Consider the following 26551-nt stretch of genomic DNA (forward strand, 5'->3'; position numbering starts at 1 on the left):
AACACCTGCTATAGTTTGGCTGCACAATGGCAGGGCCACCTTGGTACGTAGCTGCGCGAAGGAACTTGCCAGCGTAAGCAGTGCGCCAAACACACGGCATAAGTACACAAATAAAAAGGCCTTCCATGTTAGTTGGAAGGCCTTTTTGACACTGTTTTAAATAAGTGAGTCGATAACTCGTGAGCTACTTACTCCCAGATGCAGTTCGCTTCGGTTAGGATGATGGGCTGACCATCGGTAATTACAATGGTATGCTCGTGTTGGGCTACAAAGCTGTTGTCTTTAGTCGTCATAGTCCATCCATCGCTGAGCTGATGAGCCAAGGATGCCCGAGTGGAAATAAAGGTTTCCACAGCCACCACCGAGTTCTTCTTGAAGCGCTTCAGATTATAACGGTCGTAGTAGCAGGGTATTTCTGAGGGCTCTTCGTGCAGGCTGCGACCAATACCGTGCCCCACCAGATTCTTGATAACCCGAAAACCTGCCTTGCGCGCCTCACCCTCGATTAGCCCACCAATGTCCGCAATCCGGACGCCGCCACGAATGCGGCTAAGGGCAGTGCGCAATATCTGCCGGGAAGCATCTACCAAGGGCTGGTGCTGGTGAATGTCATTTCCGAGCACGAATGAACCCCCGTTATCGGCCCAGTAGCCGCCTAGCTCCGCCGATACGTCAATGTTCACCAAATCGCCTTCCTGCAGCACTTTATGCGCTGATGGGATGCCGTGCGCTACTTCGTTGTTGACGCTAATGCACGTCCAGCCTGGGAAGCCATACGCCAGCCGCGGAGCCGATTTGGCACCTAACGCGGCTAGTAGCTGGCCCCCATATTCGTCCAGCTCCTTGGTGGTCATGCCGGGCTGCGCATAATCACGCATATGTTTCAGGGTGGTGCCAACTGCTTCGCTAATATGCTGAAGACCAGTTAAATCTGCTTGGGAGCTGATAGACATAGGGCAAAGGATAAAAGCTTACTCTGTACTACTGTGGTAGAGCCTTGGCAAGTTACCGCAAGGAAAACGACCATAAGCAGCTTTTCCTTGCAAAGCCAATAAACAGTGGCCCCGCCAGTTAGTTGCGGGCCCCAGGCGACTAGCAGCCATTCAATTACCCTTTCCAGCGGCCTTCTGAGCGTGGCCGGCCGGTGGTAATTTCCTCTTTGGATTCGCCTTCGGGTACTTCGCGGGTTTCAATGCGTACGGCGTGGGCTTTGGGTTGCACTTTTTGCCCGAAGGCATCGGCAAATTCCTGGGTGAATTCGGCCCCGAAGAAGATAATCAACGACGAGTAGTTCACCCACAGCAGCAGCACGATGGCCGAACCTGCCGCCCCGAAAGCCGAGCCTGGGTTGGATTGGGCGATGTAAAAGGAAATCAAATACTTACCTAGCAAAAAAAGTAGCGCGGTAATAAATGCGCCCACGCCCACGTCGCGCCAGCGGATAATAGCATCGGGCAGGAACCGGTAGATAAGGGCGAACAGCAACGACGTGATAAAGAGCGACAAGCTGAAATCAACCAAGCGAATCAAAATCAGCGTGACTTCGGGTAGTAGCCGTTGCAAATAATCAGTAAATACGCTGAGTACGGTGCTGATTACAAAGGAGATAAGCAGCAGCAGTGCTACGCTCAAAATTAGGCCGAACGACAAGAGCCGGTCGCGCACGAACTGCCAAATACCGTTGCGTGGCTTTACTTTCAGATTCCAGATGTCGTTGATGCTTTCCTGAAGCGTGACGAAAAACGTGGTAGCGGCAAAAATCAACGTGCCCACACCAATAACAGCCGCCAAGCCGCTCTTTTGCTGCTTAGTGAATTCGGCAATGGAATCCTGCAAAAACTTGGCGGAGTCGGCGCCCAGAAATCCTTTCATCTGGCCATATACTTGTCCGGTCACGGCCTCGGCCCCATAAATGGCGCTAGCAGCCGTAATGACAATGATGAGCAGCGGCGGCAGCGAGAAAATGGTGTAGTACGACAAGGCCGCTGAATGGCGCAACGAGTTGTTGGTCATGAACTCGGATGCCGTGGTTTTAAGGGTGCTGACGACATCGGAGAAGCTGTAATGAGTAGCCATACGTGCGGAGAAATAAAGAAAAAGCGTTGCAGGTAATACGGCCCTGTGGCTTGTGCGTTGGAAATGAGCAAGCAAAACTCACTTGCTAGTACACTGCAAGCCCAACAATCATTAGGATGGAAGTCTATTTTTTCTTTGTTTAGCTATATGAATATTCCTTTTCTAATGCGCCATCTAGCCGGGCTAGGGCCGGTTCTGGTATTGAGCGGCTTAGCTGCATGTACTTCCGCCACCGACAAGCCCGCTACTGGTTCGGCTGCCACGCCACGGGCCGATAGTATTTCGTCGTACCCGCCAGCTGAAGGCTTCGACATGGCTGGTTCCGACGCTCGCGCCCAGGCGTTAGCCGACCAGGTGATGCGCCAAATGGGCGGCTATCAAGCGTGGCAGCAAGCCCGCCTTTTGGGCTGGGATTTTCTGGATAACTCGTATCAGCTCTGGGACAAGCAAACCGGCGACTTTCACTGGCAGAAGGACAGCCTCGTAGCCAACTATAACCTGACTACCAAGCAGGGCCACGCCTACCGTAGCGGCAAGGATATTTCTGACACCGAAGACGGTAAAAAGCTGCTAAGCAAAATGTACCCTATCTGGGTGAATAACTCCTGGTGGCTGCTCATGCCGTTCAAGCTAAAAGACTCAGGCGTTACGCTCACCTACAAAGGGGCTGGTACTTTCATGGATGGCAGCACGCCGGCTGAGGTGCTGAACATGACCTTCAAGAACGTAGGCGTTACGCCCGACAACAAGTACGAAGTGCTGGTCAACCCCAAAACCAATTTGGTGGAGGAGTGGGCCTACTTCCCAAAAGCCACCGACGAAAAGCCAGCCTTTCGCCGCCGTTGGATGGAATACAAGCAGTACGGCCAACTCAAGCTGGCCACCGACCGCACCGACGGTAAAGACGGCCGCCGCCTCGACCACGTGAGCGTGAGTGCTACTGTGCCCGCCGGCATCATGGACAGCAAAGTGCCCGTGCAGAAACTATAGTGTTGTTCCAAGCAAAGAGAGGAATCCGAGTTGCCGCGTTGAGTGGTTTAACTCTGATTTCTTTTTTCGCCTGATGCCTAGCATATCGGAAGAGCAACTAGGGCTTCTGAAAGTTCCAGGTTAGCGTTTCAATAGGAGCCTCCCGTAGAGAAGTAGCTAGCTCGGTATCGTCTTTGAATTGTAGCTGGCGCAGAATGCTAGCCTCCACGCTCACCGTGAAGCTATCCTCCCGGAAAGGCCACGGCGTTACGGTTACGGGGCGGTTGTCACTAGGGCGCACCACGTCGTAGCGCTGGCCGTCCTGACCGGTATAGATTTCGAGGGCGCGGCTCATTTCGGGCAACTCGTGGCGGCATAGAATCAGGCTGAGCCGGTCGCACCAGTGCATGAGGTCGTAGGCTTGCTGGGCTTCCTGCTTGTTGACTTTCAGTTGCTTGCGCCACTGACTTTGGCTGGTTTGCTGGTCATCGAGGAAGGCATCGGTGGTTTTGTTTTCACCGCGCAGGCTTTCGTAGAGTGTACTCAGGTGCATGCTGGTGAGCAAGCTGCGCCACCGCCCCTGGAACCGCGCCGCCCGCATCAAACTTTCGGCCTGCTCCAACGAAAACTCTTTCATGGTGAAGTTGGCGGGAGCCCCGGCGGGCGTAAGTCCATAATGCCCGTCCCAATTGCGCTGCTCATCATCGTGCTGCGCAATGGCTGACAGTAGCCCTACCCACCGGTCGGAGGGGCCGAAGGGCTGCCAGTGCCACGCCAGCTGCGCCGCCAGCTGCCCGTGGGCCTGCTGGTAGATGATTTGCCAGCCGTCGGCGGTGTAGTTTACTATCATGTGGTGCAGGTGCGGGTTCTAAAACAGGAACGCAGCACAGGCACAGAGGTTTCTAGAACGCCTTATACCGCAACGCCCCACCAGGTTTGGTGGGGCGTTGCAATGCACGAGTAGATGGTGATTGTCAGAATTACTGAAGCACTACGGCTTCTTTCAAGTGCAGCAGCATGTCGTCGGTCATTTTATCCAGGGTGAATTGCGGCTGCCAGCCCCAATCCTGGCGGGCCTGGGTGTCGTCGATGCTGGCGGGCCAGGAGTCGGCAATCCGCTGGCGCGAATCGGGCTGGTAGGTGGTTTGGAACTCGGGATAGTGGCGCTGGATGCTGGCGGTAATTTCGGCCGGCGAAAAGCTCATGGCCCCTAGGTTGTAGCTGCTGCGCACCGTTAGGTTGTCGGCGGGGGCGTGCATCAAATCCAACGTAGCCTTCAATGCATCAGGCATGTACATCATGGGCAGGTAGGTGTCTTCCTTCAAGAAGCACTCGTAGGGCTGGCCGGCCACGGCTTTGTGATAGATGTCCACGGCGTAGTCGGTGGTGCCGCCGCCGGGCAAGCTCTTGTAGCCAATGAGGCCGGGGTAGCGCAAACTACGGATGTCGAGCCCGTGCTTGCGGAAGTACCATTCGCACCACTGCTCCCCGGCCAGCTTGCTGATGCCATACACCGTGTTGGGGTTCATGATGGTGAGCTGCGGCGTATTCTGGCGCGGCGTATCGGGCCCAAATACGGCAATGCTGCTCGGCCAATACACCTGCTGCACGCCTAGGTCCACGGCGGCATCCAGCACGTTGAACAGGCCGTCCATGTTCAGCTGCCAGCCAAACTTTGGGTTCTTCTCGGCCGTGGCCGACAATAAGGCCGCCAGATGATATACTTGCTTGGGTTTGTACTGGCGCACCACTTCTTCCAACCGAGGCTTATCGAGCACATCTAGTAGTTCAAATGGGCCGGCCTGCTGTACTTCTACATCCTTGGGGGTGCGTACATCGGCGGCTACCACGTTGCTGGCACCGTACAGTTGCCGCAGTTCCTGAGTGAGCTCCAGGCCCAGCTGGCCCCCGGCCCCGATAACAAGAATAGTGTCAGAGGTAGGCGAGGTGGGACGGGTTTCCATACGAGAGGGGTTGGGTGAAGATGGGGGCCGCAAAGATAACGGGACCGGACGGTTTCGTAGTGGAGCTGCCTGCAACCTCTTCTACGGAAATAGTACCTTCCCTGTGTCTTGCTATTCTTTCTGTTCTTATGTCTATTTCACTGCTCCGGTACCCAATGGTGTGTTTGATAGTTTGCCTGTTGCCTAGTTGGGGGCAGGCGCAAACCACTGTTCCGAAGCCGCCAATGGTGTACCGCAACCTTGTAATGGAAGGCGGCGGTATCCGGGGTATTGCGTACGGCGGGGCACTGGCCGAACTGGAAAAGCAGGGAGTCTTGGCTGGTATTCGGCGGGTAGGCGGCACATCAGCAGGGGCTATTCAGGCGGCCCTGCTGGCAGTGGGTTATTCTCCGCAAGAAATCATTGAGGTAGTGAACCAGACGCCCGTGCAGCGCCTCAACGACGGCCGCCTCATTTTCTTTGGAGGGAGCACCCGCCTAGTGAAGCAATACGGCTGGTATCGTGGCGACCAATTCACGAAATACCTCGGCGAGCTGGTGCAGCGCAAAACTCAGAACCCCAACCTCACGCTCGGCCAACTGCATGCCTTGGTGCAAGCCAACCCCACCCGTTACCGCGACCTATACACTACCGGTACCAACCTCACCACCCAGCGCGTACAGGTGTTCAGCTACGAAACCCACCCCGACTTGCGTGTGGCCGACGCCGTACGCATCAGCATGAGCATTCCGCTGTATTTCCGGGCTGTACTGCTCGACAAACAAGGCCACGTGGTGCGCCAGCCCACCAAAGGCCAGGAAGTGGACGTATTGGTGGACGGCGGCCTGTTGGCTAATTATCCCATCAATCTGTTCGATGATGCCCGGTACTTATCGTCGGGTGAGGCGGCCGGTTTCTTCTTTAACCCCGAAACCCTGGGTTTGCGCCTTGACCGGGCCGAGCAAATACCCTACGACACCCTACCCGGTGGCCGGCGGCAACTGGCGCCCTACCAGATTCAGGATTTCGGCTCTTATATGGGCGCGCTCTACACCGTGGCTATCGAAAATCTCAATGCTCCGCACGCCGAGGATTGGGTGCGAACCGTCAGCATCAGCACCCTTGGCTTCAACCCCAAAATCAAGCGCGTTTCCGATACCCAAAAGCAGCAGCTCATGGACAGTGGCCGACGCGGCGTACAGGCGTTTTTTGCGGTGCGCCATTAAAGAACAGGCATCCACGAAACGGGATGTGCTGAAACTACTGGAGCGCGTGAGTAGCAGAGCAAATCCAGAATTGCTGAAAAGGACGCAGCGATTCTGGATTTGTGGGATGAAAAAATCAAGAACAACGGTGTGTTAGCTACGTTGCGCCCTAACGCTTAGCTCGGCAGAATCTTGTCGGGAGTGAGGGGCAAGGAGCGGAACCGCCGACCGGTGGCATGGTACACAGCATTGGTAATGGCCGCCGGCGTACCTACGCATCCAATTTCGCCAATGCCTCGCGCACCCAACTCGCTAATGTGCGGATCGGGGATGTTAAGCCATTCCACCTGAATATTGGGGGTGTCAGCCATGCTCGGGACGTGGTAGTCGGCTAAGTTGCGAACTACGGCACGGCCGTTGTGCGGGTCGTAGTGAGTTTCCTCCATCAAGGCTGCTCCTAGGCCCATAGCTACGCCCCCAATAATCTGAGAATGCGCGGTTTTGGGGTTCATCAATCGGCCTACGTCGTATACGGCGCACAATTGAGCCACCCGGATGGTACCAGTCAGTTCGTCTACGCGCACCTTCACGAACACCGCTCCAAACGAATAGAACGAATATTTTTCTCGCTCGTCGCCGGGTTTGGCTTCGCCTTCGGCTTCCAGGGAAGGTAGCTTGGCCCGCCGCAGAATGGTTGCGTAATCCTCGCCTTGTGTGGGAGCCGTGGTGCGCACTAGCCGTCCGTCGCGCGGTTCTACAGTGTCTTCCGTTGCCCCATACAGCGGCGACTGCGCATCACGAATAGCAAGGCGCTTGAGAGCCCCCAGCACGTTGCGGCAGGCAGCCAGTGCAGCCGGCCCGATGGTGGCCGTAGTGGCCGAGCCACCGCTGGTGGGCGCGGCTGGCAGCGCAGAGTCGCCTAATTCAAAGCGCACTCGCTCCACTGGCAGCCCCAGCCCATCAGCACTGATTTGGCGGAAGATGGTGTACGCGCCGTTGCCTAGCTCGTGCGTGGCGCTTTGTACTAGGGCGCGGCCATCGGCAAACAGAGTGGCTTTAGCCTTAGCCGGGCGGCGGGCCGCCGGGTACATAGTGGTAGCCATGCCGTAGCCGATGAGGTTGTTGCCCTCACGCATAGAGCGGGGCTTAGGATTGCGTTTGTCCCAGCCAATCATTTCCTGGCCGCGGGCGTAGCACTCGCGCAGGTGCTTGCTGCTCCACGGCTTGCCGGTTTCCGGGTTTTGCTCGGCGTAGTTGCGCAGGCGCAGTTCCACCGGGTCCAAGTTCAACTCGGCCGCTAGCTCATCTATAGCGCACTCTAGCGCCCAGCCGCCCACCGTTTCGCCGGGGCCGCGCATAGGACAAGGCGAGGGCAAATGCAGATGGCTCAGTTGGTGTGCAAAACCCAGATTTGGCACTGCGTACATCATGCGCGAAACCCGGGCGCAGGGCTCAGTGTAGCCACTGGACTGGGAAGCGTGGGTTTGGGTGTCGTGTTGCAGAGCCGTAAGTTTACCGTCGCGGGTGGCCCCGAGGGCGAGGGTTTGGCGGGTGGCAGCGCGCTGGCCAGCCACAGCAAACATATCCTGCCGCCGCCACTCAATCTTGACCGGCCGCTTCACTACTCGTGCGGCCATTACCGTAATCAAAGGCGGCGCAAACAGCCAGCCTTTCGAGCCAAACGCCCCCCCAATAAACGGGCAGACAACATGGACGTTTTCCTTGGGTAAGCTTAGCGAGTGCGATACCACTTCCTGCATGTTTTCGACGCCGCGGGTGGTGTCGTAGAGGGTCAGGAAGTCGGTGCCGTTGCGTGTTTCCCAGCGGGCAATGCTAGCCAGTTGCTCAATTGGATTGTGGTGCGTGATACCCGACTCATATACCTGGGTCAGCTTCACAGGGGCAGCTGCCAGCGCGGCTTTAGGGTCACCTACAGTTACTTGCAGCTTCTCTTCCTTATTGCCAGTGAACGTTTCGGGTAGCGTCCGGCGGCTGGAAGAATCTATGGTCAGTTCGGGTGGGCGCTGCTCATATGTGATGCGCACCAGATTGGCTGCGTGCCGGGCTCGTTCTAGGGTGTCGGCTACTACCACGGCCAAGGGTTGCCCAGCATACTCCACAGTGGCATCTTGCAGGGGCTGGCGGGTTTCCGTAATGCCGCCCTCGCCCCGAAACAAAGAGCCGTTGACTTTCTCGGGAAAGGGTTGAAGGCGGGGGGCGTTTTCGTGCGTAAGCACCGCTAGCACGCCAGGCGCTTGCAGTGCCTCCGCACTGTCGATAGTACGCACCGTGCCGTGGGCCACTGCACTGCTCACAATGGCCCCGTAGGTGAGGCCCGGCACATCCCACTCGGCGCTGTAGCGCGCCGCGCCGGTTACTTTCAGGCGACCATCTACTCGGTCGAGCGGTTTTCCGGTTACTTCTACCATTTTTCTGAGCTGTTAGCTATTAGCCGGTAGCTGTTAGCTTTTTAAGTATTTGTTGCTTGTCCATCATGACAGTCATCAGCTAACCGCCCTGTACTTATTCACCGCCCATGCCGCCTACACTGGCTGCGAAAGCCGTACCAGCAGGGCCTTGCAAGGGCTGCAAGCCGCTGGTTTCTAGTAGGGCGCGTAGCAGCAAATTGCGGCCCATTGGAATTTTATATGCGTTGTGCTCCAGCGGCTTGGCATCAGCAAAGGCTACTTCCGCAGCAGCGCGAAACAACTTTTCTGACGGTTTCTTGCCCGCCAGCATAGCTTCTGCGGCTGGTACCCGCCAAGGCTTGTGGGCCACCCCGCCCAGCGCCACTCGGGCCCGCTTGATTTTCTTGCCGTCCATGTCCAGCGCCACGGCACACGATACTAGGGCAAAGGCATAGCTGGCTCGTTCGCGCACTTTCAGGTAGTGGGAGCGGCCCGTAAAGGCGGGCAGGTCGATGCTGGTGATTAGCTCGCCGTGGGCTAGCGTGGTGTCCTGTTGCGGGGTATCGCCGGGTAGGCGGTGCAAGTCAGGGAAGGCAATGGTGCGGGAGCCGGCAGGGCCAACCACTTGCACTTGAGCATCGAGGACGGCTAGGGCTACGGCTAGGTCGCTGGGGTGAGTGGCCACGCAGGCGGCAGATGCTCCAAAGATGGCGTGCACCTTATTGATGCCCTTGAGCGCCGCACAGCCCGTGCCTGGTTCACGCTTGTTGCAGGCTTGGGCAGGGTCGCGGAAGTAAGGGCAGCGGGTGCGTTGCAGCGGATTGCCGCCCAAGCTGGCCATGTTACGAATCTGGGTGGAAGCCCCGGCTAATAGCGCCTCACTGACAACTGGATAGCGGGTTAACACTTCAGGGTGCATAGCGGCTGCCGTGTTTGAAACACCCGCCCCCAATTGGAGTCCACCTGCCAGTGCGCCAATGGTTTTTAGCGGTAGCGCCGCCACATCCACCAGCAAACTGGGGCGCAGCACCTCTTCCTTCATCAAGTCTAGCTGGGAGGTGCCGCCCGCCACAAAGGCTGCGCTAGGTGCCGGGGCTACGGCTGCCACTGCTTGCGCGGGGGAGGTGGCCCGTTGGTAGTTGAATGGGTGCATGGGCAGCAGCTAGGCGGTTTGGGTTTCCTGAATGGCAGCAATAATATTGGGATAAGCCGCGCACCGGCATAGGTTGCCGCTCATGGCCTCCCTGATTTCGGCAGCCGAGCGGTGCTGCTTATCCTGCACCAGTGCAGTGGCCGCCATAATTTGGCCTGGCGTGCAGTAGCCGCACTGAAAGGCGTCGTGCTTTACAAAGGCCGCCTGCATAGGGTGCAGCGTTGCTCCCTTCGCCAGTCCTTCAATAGTGGTAATTTGCCGGCCCTCACTCATTACAGCCAGCGTAAGGCACGACAACGCGCTTTGCCCATCTAAGTGCACGGTACAGGCGCCGCATTGGCCATGGTCACAGCCTTTCTTAGTGCCAGTTAAGTGCAAGTTTTCGCGCAACGCATCCAGTAAAGCCACGCGGGGCTCTACTTCTAAGCGGTGGGTTTCACCGTTGATGGTTAGCGTAATAGGTATGGTGGCAACAGCAGGAGTAGCAGGCATAGAAGCAGGATGCTTAGGGGGCGTAACTGTTGCGGCCGCCTCTGCAGCCCCAGCCAGTAGCAACAAGGCGGCAGTTGCTAGCGTAGCCGCCAAAAACGTGCGGCGTGATAAGCCGCCAGATGTAATTGGTACTTCTCTGGCTGCCACTGGGGCAATGGGACGTAGGGCTTCCAGGGCTGCTAGTATCTGGCCGGCGCGGGGTTCCTGGCCAGGGCCTATTGCTGTCTGCCAGCGCAATATTCCCTGTTCATCTAGTAGTAGTAAGGTCCGTTGGTCCGTTATGTTAAACTGAGCCGCTACTGGGCCCTGGCAGTCTAGAGAGTACCAAGCTGCCATCGTATCGTCGGATACAGCAATTCCATCGAATGCATGCAGCAGGTGAGCAAAGATGCTGCTCTGGTGAGCTTGAGCAGGATTCCATTCGTCGGGAGCAAAGGCTAGTATTACCGGCTGACCGCGCAGGTCATGCAGGTAAGAGCCGTTGGGTAGCAGGCAATTTGGTACGTGCGCTCCAACCTGGAACGGTGGCCTTGATTCGTCGGGCATAGCAGAGAGCAGAAGCGGGTTCCAGAAGTAATCATACGGAACAGCCGAATAAATGTGTTGCTGCCAACGCCGAAAGAAAGGCGAATACGCTTATAGCAGGGCAGAAACCTCACCGAACTTATTCTGCGCATCCAACCACAGCGGTTCCCTCAAGGGTTAATCAGTCGGTACTGCGGCGGCACTAGCTAGGTCTATGCCAACTTTCGTTGCTAAGTGAAGCGCCTAACAGCTGTGAGTAGGCTTACCGCAATATACAGTGTAGCTTCACTTTCGGTCGGGCGTGTTAAACTAGCGGCTAGTGTTTCTTGCCTAGTAAGTAAGCGTAAAACAGTCTCAACGACGTAAAATATTGCCATCTGAAAGCCATTTGATACGATAGGTGCGGTTACTTTACAGTTCACCATTCCCCAGCAACATGTCCACTTCTTTTACTTCTGTGCCATCTTCACTAGTGGAAAAATTGGCTCACCAGCTTAGCTCTTCCATTTCTGCGCAAACCATCTTTGGTACGCCCGTCGAGCGTGGTGGGGTAACCGTAATTTCGGTGGCCCAGGCTCGCTACGGCTTTGGTGGGGGGGGCGGGAGCGGCGAAAACAAAGAGGAAGACGGCAACCATGCCGGCGGGGGCTCCGGAGGGGGCGGAGGCGTATCACTGATTCCAGTCGGCTACATCGAAATACGGGAGGGCCGAACGCGCTTCCGGCGTATTCATTCCACTACAGTACCCCTAGTAGCGGTAAGCGGCTTAATTGCGCTACTGTTACTGCGCAGTGTACCCAAACTGCTACCTAGCCGCAAATAACGTAGTACTGGCTGTTCGTTCTGCGTGTTGCTAGTTGTTAATGAATCTGGCCTAAGTAACAATAAAAACGAAAAAGCCCACTGGTAGTACCAGCGGGCTTTTTCGTTTAATTAGGCTTTGCTTAAGCCAATACTGCGGTCTGAGACTTCAGAATCTGACGGGCAACGGCCAAGTTGGTGTCGCGGGAATTAACGGCCAGATAAATGAACTTGTCTCCGGTGGGCGACAACTTGATTACGTGCAACTGATCGGTTAGCGTGAGCAGGATGTCCTGCACAGTTTGGTTGAGCTTCAGAGCCTGAATGGCTTTGAGTTTTTGCTTGACAACCTCCGTGTTGTAGGCAGCGGCGGTGTCGATATCAAAATCGGCAATGTTGGAGTGCGCAGCTAACGGCATGCCAGTTTCCGTTTCAACAACGGCTACTGCTAGCAGGGTAGGAAGAGCTTCCAGGATTTCTTTAACAGCTTGCTTAGGCGACGACATACAGGTAAAAAAGAGGAAAAGGATAGAAGAGAAAGGCAGGTGTACAAATGCGGTGTAGCATTCTGTACTTTATGATGCCAAAGTAACCTCATGCGTTATTAAAGTGACCTTGTTTTTAGACGAAATCGATACTTTGCACTCTGAGTAACGATAAAAACAAGGCCAATATAATTATGTGAATTATATTGGATTATAACAGTGCTAATAAAGCACTGCAAAGTAGCCATACGGTAGACCAACAACGCACCCGCATGTAGCAAAGAGTAGACAGCATAAGTTACAAATAGCCACTAGCTGAAGTAAGTCACATACTTTACTGATGACCAATAATTGGGCAAACCAGCGCATCAAATGCCAGTGCAGATAAGTAACACTTGAAATGCGGCTATTACTTGCTTGTAAGTGAAGCTAAGGGCCGCGCCTAGAGCCAGTGTCGCGTGTTCTTCAGCAAATTGCTTTTCCAACTTTCCTGAAAAAGGAAAAAGGCCCTCAGCGTGTAGCTGAGGGCCTTTGAAGTGGTCGTGTAAGGAGTCGAACCTTAAACCTTCTGATTCGTAGTCAGATGCTCTATCCAATTGAGCTACACAACCCTTTTCCTTTGCGGAGCACAAAGATAACAGCTAAAAATTTAGTTCAGCAAGAAGATGTGCTGAATTTATAGCTGAATTGGTCGGTGCAAGCCGCAAACTACTGAAAGTCAGTTTGATTTTTTTTGTTATTCTGGGCTTCTGGTTCCACCTAATGCGCGTTTGAGGGCCCGGTTGAAGAGAAAGTATAGCCCAAATAACGACACAATCACCAGGCCGATAACCAGCAACTTGCCGGTCGTGCCGGTATCGGGGTTATTAAGCAATGCAAACACATCCTGAGCCTTGGTGCCGAGCCAATAAAAGAACAAACTGCGCGGCAGCATACCCACCACCGAGCCCAGCAGAAACCGCCGCCGCTCTACGCGCATCACAGCCAGCACGAATGTCATGAGGGCGAAGGGCAGCACCGGCGAGATGCGGGTGAGAATGATGAGCTGCCAACTGTCGTTTTTCAACTCACGCATCACAGCATCGGCCTTTGGGAAGTGGTGCAGGAAGCGCAGCATCTTGCCGTGGTCGAGGGAGGTGGCAATCTGGTAGCCTACCAGCGCGGCCAGTGCGTACGCCAGCACCATGCCTGGCAGGCCCTGCCAGTCCAGATAAAACCCTGTTACCAGCGCTACAAACGTGGTGGGCGTGATAGCGAATGCCATGGTAAAGGCAATAACCACGAAGTAAATCAGGCTCTGCTCCAGCGTAAGTTGCTCCAATAGGGCTTGGTTACGGTACAGCACATAGCTGAGCGTGGAGCTTCCTAGCACCGGCAGCGCTACCAGCAAAAACATCGACAGTAGGGTGGAGCTGTTTTTTTGAAAAAGCTCTTTCAGAAAAGCCATAGGCAGCAAAAGCAAACGGGCCGGCTTTGTGCGGCCGGCCCGAAGGTATGAACGTAAAAATGGTGCCTACGGCTACGCTTCCGGCTCCGAATCCGGCGCGGGGCCACTGGCTCCGGCTGGCTCCGGCTCTGCTTTGGCCCCGAAAAAGCGGCGGATTGCCGTCCAGGCGGCGGCTAGCAGGCCTAACCCGATTTTCCAGAACTTAAGGATTACGGCGAAGAAGCCAATCTTAGCCAGCACCTTGCCCGCTACCAAACCACCGATACCGTAAGCTGCTACCTCGTCCATGTCGGGGTTGAAATCGGCGTATTGCAGGCCTTTGCTGAACATTACACTTTTAATAACCGCCGGGATGGTGCCGCGCACTTCGGCCAACTGGCCCATCGAGCCCACGGCGTTTAAGTTGAGTACGCCTTTGCGGCCCAGCAGGCGCACGTTATAGTTGAGGGTGTTTTCCGTGGCTTCGCCAAATTTCAATTCCTTGGCCCAGTGCAGCACGTTCAGGCTTTTGTCGTAGAAGGGTTTAGCGGCCCAGCCGACCAGCGCCACCGGCTCATAGCCGGCTTCGGCGCGCTCCTTGTTGGCTTCCTCCGATGATTCCTGCATGTCCTTGAGCAAATCATCGTAGTTGATGTCTTCGGCGTCGTCGTCTTTCACGTAGCCCATCTTCTCGTATTCCACCACAAAGGCCCAGCCGCCTTCGTCGAGTGGGCCTTTGGTGGCCGGAAATAGCATGCCCAGCGACTCGCCGTTGGGGTTGCCCCAAAACTTGGTGAGCACCTGAGTGCTTTGGGCGGCATCGAGGTAGCGGAAGCCGGTGGGAACGGTGATTTCGCCCACGCCGTCGGGGAGTGTTATGCGGCCGGTCTGGTAGTGTAGCGTGGCCTGCATAGAGTCCACGACGGCCTTATAGCGGGCCGCTGAATCGGCGGGAGTGGAGCCGGCGAAACTGAGCGCCGGTAACCAAGCGTAAACCAGGAGGAGTAAGAATTTTTTCAAGCGGATAGATAGAAAAAAGTGAATGATATTTTGCCGGCAAGATAGAAATCAGCCCTGTAAACTGCCGCACAAACAGACACTTGCTAAAAAATAAAGTGGCCGTACGTAGGCGGAAAGCGCTATTGGCGTGTTGTAGCTAGTCGGCGCGCAGAAACGCCTATAGTTCTACCTTTGCGCACCCATCCTCAGGTTCAACCCCCTAAGTCTCTACGAATGAAATTCGGAACTAAAGCCATCCATGCCGGCGTGCATCCCGACCCCGAAACCGGGTCCATCATGACGCCCATCTACCAGACCTCGACCTACGTGCAACGCTCCCCCGGCGACCATAAGGGCTACGAGTATTCGCGCACCCACAATCCTACCCGTACTCAACTTCAGGATGCCGTGGCGGCGCTGGAAAACGGGAAGCACGGGCTGGCGTTTGCCTCGGGCATGGCAGCCATTGATACCATCATCAAACTGCTTCAGCCCGGCGACGAGGTCATCAGCACCAACGATTTGTACGGCGGCTCGTACCGCATCTTCACCAAGGTGTTTGCCAACTACGGCATCAAGTTTCACTTCGTGCCCATGCACGACATGGCGGCGGTAGAAGCCGCAGTAACTGAGAAAACCCGCCTGATTTGGGTGGAAACGCCTACCAACCCGCTGCTCAACGTTATTGATATTGCGGCGGCTTCGGCAGTAGCCAAGAAAGCCGGCGCGCTGCTGGTGGTGGATAATACCTTCTCGACGCCTTACCTGCAAACACCGCTGGACCTGGGCGCCGACATGGTAATGCACTCCCTGACCAAGTACATGGGCGGCCACTCCGACGTGGTGATGGGTGCCGTAGTGGTACAGGACGACGAGCTGCACGAGCGGCTGCGGTTCCTGCAAAACGCCTGCGGTGGTACGCCCGGCCCTCAAGACTGCTTCTTGGTGTTGCGCGGCCTCAAAACGTTGCACATCCGCATGCAGCGCCACTGCGAAAACGGCCGTGCTGTAGCCGAGTATCTGAAGGCTCACCCCAAAGTGGAAAAGGTATTCTGGCCCGGCTTCTCTGACCATCCTAACCACGAGGTAGCCGCCCGCCAGATGCGCGACTTTGGGGGCATGATTTCCTTTGTGCTGAAAGGTGACAAGAAGGAAGATGCCGTGGCCGTACTTGAAAAGCTGGAGTTGTTTACGCTGGCCGAAAGCCTGGGCGGCGTGGAAAGCCTTTCCGGTCACCCCGCCACCATGACCCACGCCAGCATTCCGGCCGAGGAGCGTCGCAAAGCCGGCCTCTCCGACTCACTGATTCGGTTGAGCGTGGGCATCGAGGACATTGAGGACTTGCTGGAAGATTTGAAACAAGCTATAGGTTAGGCGCTTAGCTTTTTGCCACTTTGCAAGAAAAGCCGCTCGATGCCGTAAGGTGTCGAGCGGCTTTTGGGGTTTTAAAGTAAATCCAACGGCTCGGCGTCTGCGTCGGCACAAAAACAATCTGTTGCCTTCTCCGCACATGAAAACCCCTTCTCAGTTTACTGGCAAAAAGTACCTCAACGTAGTGCCCACCAGTATTGCTGGGGATTATGGCCTGATGCTGCGCCGGCAGCTGTTTGGCAAAGAGGAACGGGTACCACGCCGCCCGCTAGGTCCGTTCCGGGCTGATGCTACTGCGCTGGCCGAGCCGGTACCGAGCAGTGCCTTGCGTGTAACGTGGTTCGGGCATTCCAGCACGCTGCTGGAAATTGATGGCAAACGGTTCCTGACCGATCCGGTGTGGCGGCTGCGGGCTTCGCCGGTAGGAGTGGGCCCAAAACGGTTTTTCGCGCCGCCATTGCCACTCGCCGATCTGCCGCTGCTGGATGGGGTACTCCTCTCGCACGACCACTACGACCACCTCGATAAAGATGCCATCTGGCAGTTGGCGGGCACGGGCGTACCGTTTTTCTGCCCGTTGGGCGTGGGTGGGCACCTGCGCCGCTGGGGCGTGGCAGCTAGCCAAATACACGAGTTGGACTGGTGGCAGGAAATAGCGGTAGGCACCACCCATACGTTGGCTGCCACCCCGGCGCGGCACTTTTCCGGCCGCGGCCTCACTCGTGATAATACCCTTTGGGCCTCGTGGTGCATCCTGGGGCCCACGCACCGCGCATTTTTCGGGGGTGACTCAGGTCCGTTCGAGCAGGGCTTCCGGGAAATAGGTGCGGCGTATGGGCCCTTCGATTTGGTGATGCTGGAAGTGGGCGCCTACGATGAGCAATGGGCGGAAATTCACATGGGCCCCGACCACGCCCTGGCAGCGCATCGGGCCTTGGGTGGCGGTGCGCTACTGCCGCTGCACTGGGCTACGTTCAACCTGGCTTTTCACAGCTGGCACGAGCCCGCCGACCGGCTGCTGGCTGCCGCCGGCCCGGAAGTGCCGTTGCTCCTGCCCGCACCTGGCCAGCGCGTTGCGGTTGCCGAGGGGCCATTGCCAAGCAACTGGTGGCAAACGTATTCTGTGAAATAGGCTCTTGCGCAAGAAGGCCAGCTCCAAACTGGGCCGGCCTTCTTGCCCCAAATCTGTACTTACTTGTGAGGCTGCTACTGCCGCAATAACCGGCAGACATAACCACCACCAGTGGGCCGGGCAAAGTAGATGCCTGGTGCTACAGAGGCAGTGGGTTGCCACTGCACGCTACCATCGGGGCGGCTGGTGATAGTGTCTACTAAGCGGCCTAAATTGTCGGTAATGACTACGGTTTGTACGGCAGTGACAGGGAGCTTGAACTGTACCTGGTCGTGGAAGGGCACCGGATACGCCGTTAGCTCTTTGGTGCTGGAGGCACGGGTGCTCAGGGGCCGTCCTGATACTACGAAATTGATGGTGCGTACTTCCGAGCCTATGATGGGGCAGCTGTTGTCGGCGGCGGTTACCGTGAGGCTGTAGCGGCCCGGCGGGAGGGTAGCTGGCACTTGCCAAGTGAGTACGCCCTGGTTGGAGCCCTGCGTTTGAAAGGATGCCCCTGGCACAGCTGTGGCTACGTCGCTGCTGAGTTGTAGGGTTTGGCCTGCATCTGGGTCGGTGGCCGTGAGCGTGAGTGAAACGGTTTGGCCGGGCGCTACCGCAATAGCCTGATCGGTGGGTTGGGAAGTGGACGCACCCGCAACGGTAAGGCCCGTAAAACTAGGATTGCGGTTGCCGGCACCATTGAGTAGCAGATAAATAACGTCCCGCGTAACGCTGCCAATCTTGGTCCAGCTGCCATTTAGGCGGCGATACTCATTTACCCGCACGGCCACCGTGTAATAGCCGACCTGCATGATGGGCGTCGTAAGCAAGTCGCCGTTGGCGGTATTCAAATCAAACTGAGGAACCGCCACGCCGTTTAGTGCCCGAAATGACGGCAGAGGAAAGCCAGTGGTAAACTGCCCAGCCAAATACGATGCAGTCTGCCCGTTCACCGGGTCCTGAAACTGACCTGCCGGATAGCCTGCGTATGCTATGGGTGTTCCACAGTCCGGTGAGCCAATCAAGCCTGCTACTGGCTGCACAGACTCATATACCAAGGAATCACCATCGGCCTCAAACGTGCTGAAGCTGTACCGGTAAGGTTGAGCACTACACACGTAAGGCAAAGTGAAAGAAGTGAAGCGGGGGGAGGAGTTGGTCAGGCCGCTGGAGTTATCCAGAAACGCGCTTATCTGCGAACCGCTGGAACCAGAGTTAACTAGGTTGCGAATGCCAGCGGCCCGGTTTTCACTGACTACACTTATCGTCCACTGGCCCGGTAGCAGCGTTACGTCAGTTTCATAGGTGTTTACCAGATAAGCAGCAATACTACCTGGGCATCCTAGCGTTCTAGGCGTGGTCTGGTTACGCGTAATGGTAAGGAATAAGCTGCCAGACTGAGTAGGAGAACAGCCGTTGCGCAGAAATACCAGGTGAGCCTGAACCTGATCAGGACAGTTCCCGCAAGCGGCCGGGTCGCGGGCATACAGCCGAGCGGTAATGTGGTACCGTGAGGCTGAGCCGGGGATGTAGGTGTAGGAAATGTCGCCGCCCAAAACGTGAGTGGCTGTTGCGCTCTGCATGCCTCCGAGGCCGAACAACGCAAAAAACAAGAAGCGGAACAGTAGAGCAGTGCGCATAAGCCGAAAATAAATAGTGTAAATAAAAGAGGGCAGCCAACCGTAAAAGGCTGGCTGCTAGGATAATAAACGAAATAATAGCTGAAATAGCCGAAGCTAAATCCACCTATTTATTTGCGCTAAGTGTCGCTGCGGGCAGAGGCTATAAGCTGTGCAGTTGCCGCCGCCCGCAGCACTACGACACCGGCTGGCGGCGGGGCCGGTTGAAGAGCAGGGAAGTAAGGATGGGCACCAGAAACATAGCTACCGTCAGCACGGTCAGGCCGACTTCGGCGATATGGCTGCCCAAAAACCGGCTGAAAACGGAATCTGGCTGGAAATGCTCCACCAACGAGAGCAACAACTTCAGGCCCAGCAAGCCAATCACCAGAAACGCCGCCGTTTCCAGGAAGGGGTAACGAGCCATGAGCACCACGAAGCCTTGCGCCACCAGCCGCATGGCCAGAATGCCAATGAACACGCCCAGGCAAATCAAAATCAGGTTGTCGGTGAAGGCCACTACGGCAAATACATTGTCGATGGAGAAGGCCAGGTCCATCAGCTCAATCAAGGCCACGGTAGCCCAAAACGGCCCGAACAGTCCCAGGGTGCGGCGGTAAAGCCAGCTTTTTTGCTTGTCGGGGTGGTCGTCTTCGTCGGAGGTAAGCTTGCTTTTCGGTTTGAAATAGTCGTAGGCCAGATACAAGAGGTAGAGGCCACCAAGCGGCTTAAGAAACCAAAACTCAATCAAAAACGAGGCGAACAGAATGCACAGCCCCCGAAACACATAGGCCCCAATGATGCCGTAGCGCAACGCTTTCTGGCGCTGCTCCTTGGGTAAGTCGCCGACCATCGTGGCCAGTACCGCCGCATTGTCCACCGACAGCAGGCTTTCGATAATAACCAGGTTGCCCACCACGGCCAGGGCCGCCAGCGGGTTGTCGATGATTTGTTGCAGGTGTTCGTTCATGCGGAAAGGAAAGCCAGGCGCCCAGGGTGTGGGCGGCCAGTAATGAAGTAGCCACCGTGAAAATCAGCCACTCTAAACAGTACAGTAGTTGTGGGGCTATAAGTTGCATCAATAATACGGCCCAAGCAGTATGAACAGTGGGGTAGGGGCCTGTTTCCAGCGTATAGTAATTGTAGGTAAGCAACTGCCCGCCGGCTGCGTATCTTGATGGGTAGCCGTACCTTTGCCCCAAGCCTACCTTCCGTATCCACTCACTTTTCCACCGCCCATGTACACTACCCTCCAGCCCGACCTCGAACAGCAGCTTCAGGAAATCAAAGACGCCGGCCTTTACAAGAAGGAACGCATTATCACCTCGCCGCAGGGCGCTGAAATTACCACACAGGAAGGGGGCGAAGTGCTGAATTTCTGCGCCAACAACTACCTAGGCTTGTCGTCGCACCCCGAGGTGGTGAAGGCTGCCAAAGAAGCCATCGATACGCACGGCTACGGCATGTCGTCGGTGCGCTTTATCTGCGGCACTCAGGATATTCATAAGCAGCTGGAAGCCAAGCTGGCCGAGTTTCTGGGTACCGAGGACACCATTCTGTACGCCGCCGCTTTCGATGCCAATGGAGGCGTGTTCGAGCCGCTATTCAACGAGCAGGACGCCATTATCAGCGACGCGCTGAACCATGCCAGCATCATTGATGGCGTGCGTTTGTGCAAGGCCCAGCGCTACCGCTACGCCCACAACGACATGGCCGATCTGGAAAAGCAGCTTCAGGACGCCAAGGAGAAAGGCACCCGCCACCGCATTATCGTCACGGACGGTTCGTTCAGCATGGATGGCACCATCGCGCAGCTCGACAAAATCTGTGACCTGGCCGATAAGTACGAGGCGCTAGTGATGATCGACGAGTGCCACTCCATGGGCTTCCTAGGGGCAACTGGCCGCGGCACCCACGAGTACCGCAACGTGCTCGGCCGCGTAGATATCATTACAGGCACGCTGGGCAAGGCCCTCGGCGGGGCAATGGGCGGTTTCACGTCGGGCCGTAAAGAGGTGATTGAGATGTTGCGCCAACGCAGCCGCCCGTACCTGTTCAGCAACACGCTGGCCCCGGCCATTGTGGGCGCCAGTTTGCGGGTACTGGAGCTGCTCACCGAAAGCACCCAGCTCCGCGACCAGCTCGAAGAAAACACCAAGTATTTCCGGCACAAGATGACCGAGGCGGGCTTCGACATCAAGCCTGGTGAGCACCCCATTGTGCCGGTTATGCTCTATGATGCCAAGTTGGCTCAGGAGTTTGCCGCCAAAATGCTCGACAAAGGCATTTACGTAGTCGGTTTCTACTTCCCGGTGGTGCCCAAAGGCCAGGCCCGTATCCGGGTGCAGCTCTCGGCCGCTCACACCCGCGAGCATCTAGACAAGGCCATTGCTGCCTTCATTGAAGTAGGGCAGGAGCTTGGCACCCTCAAAGACCGCGCCGCCGCCCAGCCCGAAGCTGGCCAGGTGGTAACCAACACGCCGTAAGGGAATTAACAAGCAAGGAATATAAACACAACGCCCGGCATGACAGCCGGGCGTTGTGTTTTAAGTGGGCGGTAGTGAGTAGTTGAAATCCTGATTCCACCTACTGTCCAGCTACTTAGGGTACCGTTGCTACCAATCAGGTTTCCTGCATGGCGGGGGGCAGCATGCCGCCGGGCCACTCCAAGTTGATGGCGTCCGGGTCGGGGGCGAAGGTGAGGGGCGCTACCATGCGGGCCGAGCGTTTCACTACTTCCACCTTGGCTTTGCGCAGCTTCTGATAGTTTTCCCAGTCGAACTCCTTCAGAAACGCCACGGCGCCCCGCACGCCCACCCGGAACAAATCCAGCTTCTGCTCGTCGGGCATGTTGAAAGCCAGCCAGTTGAAGCCATCCACGTTCAGGCAGTGCACCAGGTGGCGGTAGTCGGAATTGCGGCGAATGAAGTCGGCGTCGTACTGCGAGCGAGCCGCGTCGAAGATGGCGCCCAGGTATTGCAGCACCGAATCGGTGGATTGGTAAGTGGCCCGGTCGATACCCAGCTTCACGCCGAAGGTGGGCGCAGCCGGTACCTGGGTGTTGTCGTGAAACACGTTGATGGGGAAGTTGGAGATGATGCCGCCATCCACGAACAGCGCCTCCTTCGGGATGGGGCCGAGGTAGCCTAGCGCGTCCCAGGCCTTGCGGTATTCGGTGTGCTGCTCCTCCGACTCGTGGCCGGGCACATTGGTGCAGCGGTACGGGTGGAAAAACAACGGTATCGACATGGAGGCGCGTACCAGCAGGGCCGGGCTGATGCTGCGCCAGTCCTGCCAGTACAGTGGGGCCATTTCCGGGAATACCACTTTGGTTTGGGTGGTAATGTCGGCGGTGATGATGGCCAAGCGGCTTAGCGAAGCCGAGGTATAGGCCGTTTCCTCGCGCACCCCGCTTACTTTGGAGGCTAGGCGCCGCAGCCCGCCGGTAGGCACTTCCGCCCGCCGGTGCAGCAGCTCGTCAATGCTGTTAACGCCCCGCTCTTTCAATAGCTGTTCCAGCCACGCCGTGAATTTGCGGCCCGGATGCAGACCAAAGTCTCGGCTGATATGTTTCCGCACCGAAAACGCCGAGGCCGCATCTTCGGCGGTGTCGAGCTTGCGCTTCAGCCAGCCTATCACACCGGTATCGGTAATGTCGGGCTCCAGCAGCTCCTCGGTGAAGCTGCGCGCGTTCTGGTCGCCGTCTACAAAATCGTAGAAGTTCTTGTTGGCCAGCTGCTGCAAAAGCCACTCCGATGAGGTTTCGTGGCGCGGGGCAGCGGCGGCCATCAGCAGGGCGTTGATGGAGCCTGCCGAAGTACCGCCCAACTGCAAAAACCGGATGCCCACCTGCTCCAGCGCGTACACGTAGCCTACCAGCGCAATACCCAGCATGCCGCCGCCTTCCATCACCAGGTCCACGTACTGATGGCGGTAGCCGCGGGCATCGGGCGGCAGCTGGTCGGTCACGTCGGAAATGCGCCATTTGGGCTTTGGGGCCAGATGCTGGTGCAGCTCGTGCATATCGGCGTGCACGTAGCTTTTAAAGTCTTGAGCTGTGAGCGTTTTCATAGTAGTCACTGTGATAGTTCGGGTTGCTTATCAAGAGGCTGATCAATAGTTGCGAACCAAAAGAGCCGCGCAGTTTTAGCTTTTCAGGCCGCAGGATGCCGTGCTACACTCTCTTGGCTTACTCCAAAGCCGCGTTCCACTTGGTTACGCCCCGTTTTCGGCCGGCAGATATTTCAGCAGAAAGGCCAAGGCATTGTCGGCCATGATGCGGCTTACCACTTCTTCGGCGTCTAGGGCACGGTTGGCGGCTAGTTTCAGAGGCGGGCTACCGGCACTGGTTAAGTAGTTGTATGCGTGCTTTAGCAAGTAGTCGCTGAGCAGCGGGAGTTCCTCGTGGGTCCAGTAGCCGTTGATGGGGTCCACAATGCCATCGAAGTCGGTACCTAGCGCCAAGGTGCCCCAGGCGAATAGGTTGTGGCTATCAAGCAGTTCGGCAACGTGCTGTACCTGGTTCCAAACCAAAGCAGCCCAGTGAAACAGAATTTTTCGGCGCTGCAAATGTCCTTTGGCCTTGCGTAGCGCGGCCGGCGAACCTACGCGTCGCTCATCCAGTTGCAAGCCCAGCAGCCCACCCGAGCGGGCAATGCGCAGCAAATCCTCGTCGTAGAAGTTGATGTCGAAATCCCAGAACAGATGCCGGTCGGTGTCATTGCCGGTTACGGCGCCGTGGCTGGCCACAATTGGAATATCCTGGCCGGCGTACTCGGCATCGAGCAATGCATAGTAGTGCTGACGGCTGAGCCGGCTCATGTGCTTGACATCAATCAGAATGCGGCGGCCGGCAGTGTCATCCAGCAGCTCGCGGAGCACTGCCCGGCCCAGGTCCGTCAGGCCTGTTCCCAAGCCCATACTTTGGTCGGCGAATTTGGCTACAAGGCCCGTGAGGCTGGTTGCGTGGCCTGCCAGCTCGTTGTAGAAGTGGTGGGCGAAGGTGATAAACAGCGGGCAATGCGGCCACGTCTTTACTTCCCGAATGTGGGTCTGCAACGTGGCTAGCTGCGCTGGTTGCTGGGTGGGGTTGAGGCCGCAGCCAAACGCGTGGGCACCTTCAATGCTCAGCAGCACGGCCAGGGTATTGGGTTCCTGTAATGCCGCCTCCAAGGTAGCGCGAGTGCCACAAAGCCGGTAGCGCGCCTTCTCGCCCGAAGGCAGCGTCACGACCTGCCCATCCAGGCCCCGCAGAAACTCATATTCGGCCTGCAAATCCAGGAAATAGTCTTGCTGCTTCTGAATGGCCTGAATGCGCTTGTGGCCTAGGCCTGTAGCCAAATCTAGGGCTGTGTCGCCTACAGGGCCAGTGCCGAGCTTGTTCACAAAGAAGCCACGCTCCGGCGGATACAGGGCCGCTACCGTTACCCGCACTTGGCCGGCCCGGCTACTTACAAAGTCGCTCTGCCGGAATTTAGTGAGCTGAGCCACGAAGTTCAGGGCTTTATCCAACAGGGTGGGCCGGTCGTGGTACCAGGCGCAGGCCGGCGACGATGGGCGGGCGTTTTGTTGCTGATGGTCGGCCTTGAAGCTGTGCCCAAACGGCTTCATACTGGGGTGGCAATGCAAGTCGATGATGAGGTCCATAGGATGGATGACGTAGAATAAAGCGTAGCATCTGGCCCCTAAGCCAGCAATAAAAGCCCATTACCAAGTCCGCTGACCCGCAGCAAGCAGGCCAGCCTCGGAGGGCGGTACGACGAACGGTGGACCCGGCGCAGCGTACGCGCAACCAGGATAGGAAGAAGCGGCCAGGAGGCCGCAAGTACGGGAAACAGAAACCCTAAAACAGCACACAGCAGCAGTTGCTGCGCCGGAGCAAAGTACTCAGGCAGGCACAAACAGCACGGAAAGCACTGTTAATATATGAAAATACTATTATTTATAACAGCATCTAGACATATCCTGTCGAAAAGCTCGTGCTAGCAATGGGCAAACGCCAACGTGAAGCAGAATGCGCATAGAAATAGTTACCTCAAGGCCCATACTATACTAGGCTTGATTGAGTTGGTTTGCGTGCTACAATTGAGCTGGGTGCACTACAGATTACGCGGCCACTTCGGCGGGAGTGGTGCCGGTGGCGGCGCGGGGTTTGGGGGCAATATCGAACAGGAACTCGTTGAGGCGGGCGCGCAGGTCGGCGGGAGCCAAGTTGCGGAACACTTCCCCGCCACGTACCAACGAAATCTGACCAGTTTCCTCACTCACTACCAGTACTACGGCATCGGTTATTTCGCTCAGGCCGATGGCCGCACGGTGGCGCAAGCCTAGGGCAGCCGGTACGTCGGGGTTTTCGCTCACCGGCAGAATGCAGCGCGCCGCCTGAATCCGGCCCCGGCTGATGATAACGGCGCCGTCGTGCAGCGGGCTGGTTTTGTTGAAGATGCTCATCAGCAACCGTTTGCTTACGGTGGCATCAATCAAGTCGCCGGAGTTGGCGAAGACCGTAAGGTCGGAGGCCAGGTTGAAGGCAATGAGGGCGCCGGTGTTCTTGCCGGCCAAGCTTTTGGCGGCTTCCACGAAGGGCGTGATGTTCATACGCTCAGAAGCAGCAGCTGAGTCGCGACGCCAGGCAAAGTTGCGCATCTTCTCGAAAGCCGTGGCCTTGCCGATATTCAGCAGAAACCGCCGGATTTCCTGCTGAAACAGGATGATGCCGGCTAGCACGCCCACGCTCATAAACTGCCCCAAAATGCTGGTCAGCAGCTCCATGCCTGCCGCCTTCACTACCAGATAAAACAGGTAGATGGACATGAAGCCCAGAAAAATCTTCAGCGCGACGCTCCCCGTCAGCAGCTTGTAGAGCTGATAAAACAGCACCGTAACTAGCAGCACGTCAATGACGTCTATCCAGCCGATGCGCAGGAAGCCGATGCCAAAGGAGCCAATCACGGGGAAGCGGGCGGGAAGGTGGGAGAAAGGAGCTGAATGGTTTGTACGGCCTCGGCCACATCGTGTACGCGCAGCAGCCGGGCCCCGTTTAGCACGGCCAGAGCATTGACGGCAATAGTACCGGTCAGGGCTGCATCGGGAGTAAGGTCAAGTGGCTTGTACACCATACTTTTTCGGGAAAGGCCCGCCAGAATGGGCAAGCCCAGCACCGCCAGCTCAGGCAAGCGGCGCAGTAGCTCGTGGCTTTGGGCGGGCGTTTTGGCAAACCCGAAACCAGGGTCTAATACTACGTCGGTTACGCCATAGCGGCGCAGTTCGGTGAGCTTGTCGCGGAAGTAGCGCACCAGTTCCAGCACAATGTCGCCCTCGTATTGGGTGTGCTGGGTCATGGTCTGGGGCGTGCCGCGCATGTGCATCAGAATGTAGGGCACCCCCAGCCGGCCGGCGGTAGGTAGCATATCGGCATCGAGGGTGCCGCCGCTGATGTCGTTGAGGATGTCGGCGCCGGTGGCTACGGCTTCGGCGGCCACGTCGGCCCGGAAGGTATCCACCGAAACGAAGGACTTGGGAAACGCCTGCTTGATGGCGGCCACGGCGGGCAGCAGGCGGCGCTTCTCCTCGTCGGCGCTGATGTGCTCGGCGCCGGGCCGCGAGGAATAACCGCCCAAATCGAGGATGGCGGCGCCGGCTTTTAGCATGGCCTCAGCGCGGGGCAGCAGGTCGTCAGTGGACGGCACGCGGCTATCGGCAAAAAACGAATCGGGCGTGAGGTTGAGGATGCCCATCACCTGTGGCCGACTGATATCGAGTACCCGCCCATGCGGGCAGCGCAGGGTTTGCGCGGCCGGAAAACACGTATCTTGCGGGGCCTGGAACATGGGTTTTGGGGGCTTAGGGTCTTGGTTTGTTGGGAGCCTGGAACCAGGTAATTGCCCTGAGTAAGCATGAGTGATGCCCCTCCCTCAAACGGGTAATCGGCAGCCAAACAAAGCTCCTAAGACCCTAGCAAGCCAA

At 57.0% G+C, this 26551-nt stretch carries 22 protein-coding genes and 1 tRNA gene; 6 read left to right on the forward strand and 17 right to left on the reverse strand.

The annotated features are described in order from the left end of the window. Positions 1-188: 188 nt before the first annotated feature. On the reverse strand, positions 189-953 hold the full coding sequence (map, locus tag G536_RS0118445) for a type I methionyl aminopeptidase (RefSeq protein ID WP_022825086.1): 765 nt from the start codon (positions 951-953) through the stop codon (positions 189-191). Between the two features lie 154 nt (positions 954-1107). After that, the gene (locus tag G536_RS0118450) at positions 1108-2076 is read right to left on the reverse strand and encodes a YihY/virulence factor BrkB family protein (protein ID WP_026880354.1); all 969 of its coding nucleotides are present in this window, start codon (positions 2074-2076) and stop codon (positions 1108-1110) included. Between the two features lie 147 nt (positions 2077-2223). Here G536_RS0118450 and G536_RS28730 point away from each other — a divergent pair, with 147 nt between their 5' ends. Further along, positions 2224-3066, forward strand: coding sequence for a hypothetical protein (locus tag G536_RS28730; RefSeq protein WP_022825088.1), 843 nt, complete (start codon positions 2224-2226; stop codon positions 3064-3066). A gap of 97 nt (positions 3067-3163) precedes the next feature. On the opposite strand, the gene G536_RS0118460 is transcribed toward G536_RS28730, so the two are convergent. Together G536_RS0118460 and G536_RS0118465 are read right to left on the reverse strand one after the other, a co-directional pair. After that, positions 3164-3895 carry a DUF3891 family protein gene (locus G536_RS0118460; protein WP_022825089.1) on the reverse strand — a complete coding sequence of 244 codons (732 nt, stop codon included), beginning with the start codon at positions 3893-3895 and terminating at the stop codon, positions 3164-3166. Between the two features lie 130 nt (positions 3896-4025). Beyond that, on the reverse strand, positions 4026-5009 hold the full coding sequence (locus tag G536_RS0118465; RefSeq protein ID WP_022825090.1) for an NAD-dependent epimerase/dehydratase family protein: 984 nt from the start codon (positions 5007-5009) through the stop codon (positions 4026-4028). A gap of 128 nt (positions 5010-5137) precedes the next feature. On the opposite strand from G536_RS0118465, the gene G536_RS0118470 reads away from it, so the two are divergent. Next, positions 5138-6214, forward strand: coding sequence for a patatin-like phospholipase family protein (locus tag G536_RS0118470; protein WP_026880356.1), 1077 nt, complete (start codon positions 5138-5140; stop codon positions 6212-6214). 155 nt (positions 6215-6369) lie between these two features. On the opposite strand, the gene G536_RS0118475 is transcribed toward G536_RS0118470, so the two are convergent. From G536_RS0118475 to G536_RS32985, 3 genes are all read right to left on the reverse strand, one after another. Next, positions 6370-8622 carry a xanthine dehydrogenase family protein molybdopterin-binding subunit gene (locus tag G536_RS0118475; protein ID WP_022825092.1) on the reverse strand — a complete coding sequence of 751 codons (2253 nt, stop codon included), beginning with the start codon at positions 8620-8622 and terminating at the stop codon, positions 6370-6372. 94 nt (positions 8623-8716) lie between these two features. Continuing rightward, positions 8717-9754, reverse strand: coding sequence for an FAD binding domain-containing protein (locus tag G536_RS28735; RefSeq protein ID WP_022825093.1), 1038 nt, complete (start codon positions 9752-9754; stop codon positions 8717-8719). A 9-nt stretch (positions 9755-9763) separates the two neighbouring features. Beyond that, positions 9764-10792, reverse strand: coding sequence for a 2Fe-2S iron-sulfur cluster-binding protein (locus G536_RS32985; protein WP_022825094.1), 1029 nt, complete (start codon positions 10790-10792; stop codon positions 9764-9766). 415 nt (positions 10793-11207) lie between these two features. Between G536_RS32985 and G536_RS0118490 the strand changes: the two genes are divergently transcribed. Further along, a complete protein-coding gene (locus tag G536_RS0118490) occupies positions 11208-11594 on the forward strand; it encodes a spore germination protein GerW family protein (RefSeq protein ID WP_026880358.1) in 387 nt (128 codons plus the stop codon). Positions 11595-11715: 121 nt separating this feature from the next. Here G536_RS0118490 and G536_RS0118495 read toward each other — a convergent pair whose 3' ends face one another. The 4 genes from G536_RS0118495 to G536_RS28740 form a co-directional block, all read right to left on the reverse strand. Beyond that, positions 11716-12078, reverse strand: coding sequence for a hypothetical protein (locus tag G536_RS0118495; RefSeq protein ID WP_022825096.1), 363 nt, complete (start codon positions 12076-12078; stop codon positions 11716-11718). 516 nt (positions 12079-12594) lie between these two features. Next, positions 12595-12668, reverse strand: a tRNA-Arg gene (locus tag G536_RS0118505). Positions 12669-12793: 125 nt separating this feature from the next. Further along, positions 12794-13504 (reverse strand): TVP38/TMEM64 family protein, encoded by a 711-nt coding sequence (locus G536_RS0118510; protein WP_022825097.1) that lies wholly within the window; start codon positions 13502-13504, stop codon positions 12794-12796. A gap of 72 nt (positions 13505-13576) precedes the next feature. Then, positions 13577-14503 (reverse strand): DUF2167 domain-containing protein, encoded by a 927-nt coding sequence (locus G536_RS28740; RefSeq protein WP_022825098.1) that lies wholly within the window; start codon positions 14501-14503, stop codon positions 13577-13579. A 213-nt stretch (positions 14504-14716) separates the two neighbouring features. Here G536_RS28740 and G536_RS0118520 point away from each other — a divergent pair, with 213 nt between their 5' ends. Both G536_RS0118520 and G536_RS0118525 read left to right on the forward strand, forming a co-directional pair. Beyond that, positions 14717-15856: a cystathionine gamma-synthase gene (locus G536_RS0118520; protein ID WP_022825099.1), complete on the forward strand. Its 1140-nt coding sequence runs from the start codon at positions 14717-14719 to the stop codon at positions 15854-15856. Between the two features lie 136 nt (positions 15857-15992). Then, the gene (locus tag G536_RS0118525) at positions 15993-16985 is read left to right on the forward strand and encodes an MBL fold metallo-hydrolase (protein WP_026880360.1); all 993 of its coding nucleotides are present in this window, start codon (positions 15993-15995) and stop codon (positions 16983-16985) included. Between the two features lie 74 nt (positions 16986-17059). On the opposite strand, the gene G536_RS0118530 is transcribed toward G536_RS0118525, so the two are convergent. Continuing rightward, entirely contained in the window at positions 17060-18607 is a 1548-nt protein-coding gene (locus G536_RS0118530) for a T9SS type A sorting domain-containing protein (RefSeq protein WP_022825100.1), read from the reverse strand. A gap of 175 nt (positions 18608-18782) precedes the next feature. Further along, positions 18783-19556: a TerC family protein gene (locus G536_RS0118535; protein WP_022825101.1), complete on the reverse strand. Its 774-nt coding sequence runs from the start codon at positions 19554-19556 to the stop codon at positions 18783-18785. 268 nt (positions 19557-19824) lie between these two features. Between G536_RS0118535 and kbl the strand changes: the two genes are divergently transcribed. Further along, complete coding sequence (kbl, locus tag G536_RS28745; protein ID WP_022825102.1) at positions 19825-21072, forward strand: glycine C-acetyltransferase; 1248 nt, start codon at positions 19825-19827, stop codon at positions 21070-21072. Positions 21073-21208: 136 nt separating this feature from the next. Here the strand turns inward: kbl and G536_RS28750 are convergent, their stop codons facing one another. The 4 genes from G536_RS28750 to folP all read right to left on the reverse strand — a co-directional run bounded on the left by G536_RS28750 (position 21209) and on the right by folP (position 26415). Next, positions 21209-22657, reverse strand: a complete 1449-nt coding sequence (locus G536_RS28750) for a patatin-like phospholipase family protein (RefSeq protein ID WP_022825103.1) — start codon at positions 22655-22657, stop codon at positions 21209-21211. Positions 22658-22801: 144 nt separating this feature from the next. Continuing rightward, positions 22802-24232, reverse strand: a complete 1431-nt coding sequence (locus G536_RS0118550) for a membrane dipeptidase (protein ID WP_022825104.1) — start codon at positions 24230-24232, stop codon at positions 22802-22804. Positions 24233-24691: 459 nt separating this feature from the next. Continuing rightward, on the reverse strand, positions 24692-25537 hold the full coding sequence (gene cdaA, locus G536_RS0118555) for a diadenylate cyclase CdaA (protein WP_022825105.1): 846 nt from the start codon (positions 25535-25537) through the stop codon (positions 24692-24694). After that, positions 25534-26415 (reverse strand): dihydropteroate synthase, encoded by an 882-nt coding sequence (gene folP, locus G536_RS28755; protein WP_022825106.1) that lies wholly within the window; start codon positions 26413-26415, stop codon positions 25534-25536. Before folP ends, cdaA begins: the two co-directional genes overlap by 4 nt. Between the last annotated feature and the right edge of the window lie 136 nt (positions 26416-26551).

It is taken from the genome of Hymenobacter norwichensis DSM 15439, assembly GCF_000420705.1.
GTDB classification, from domain to species: domain Bacteria; phylum Bacteroidota; class Bacteroidia; order Cytophagales; family Hymenobacteraceae; genus Hymenobacter; species Hymenobacter norwichensis.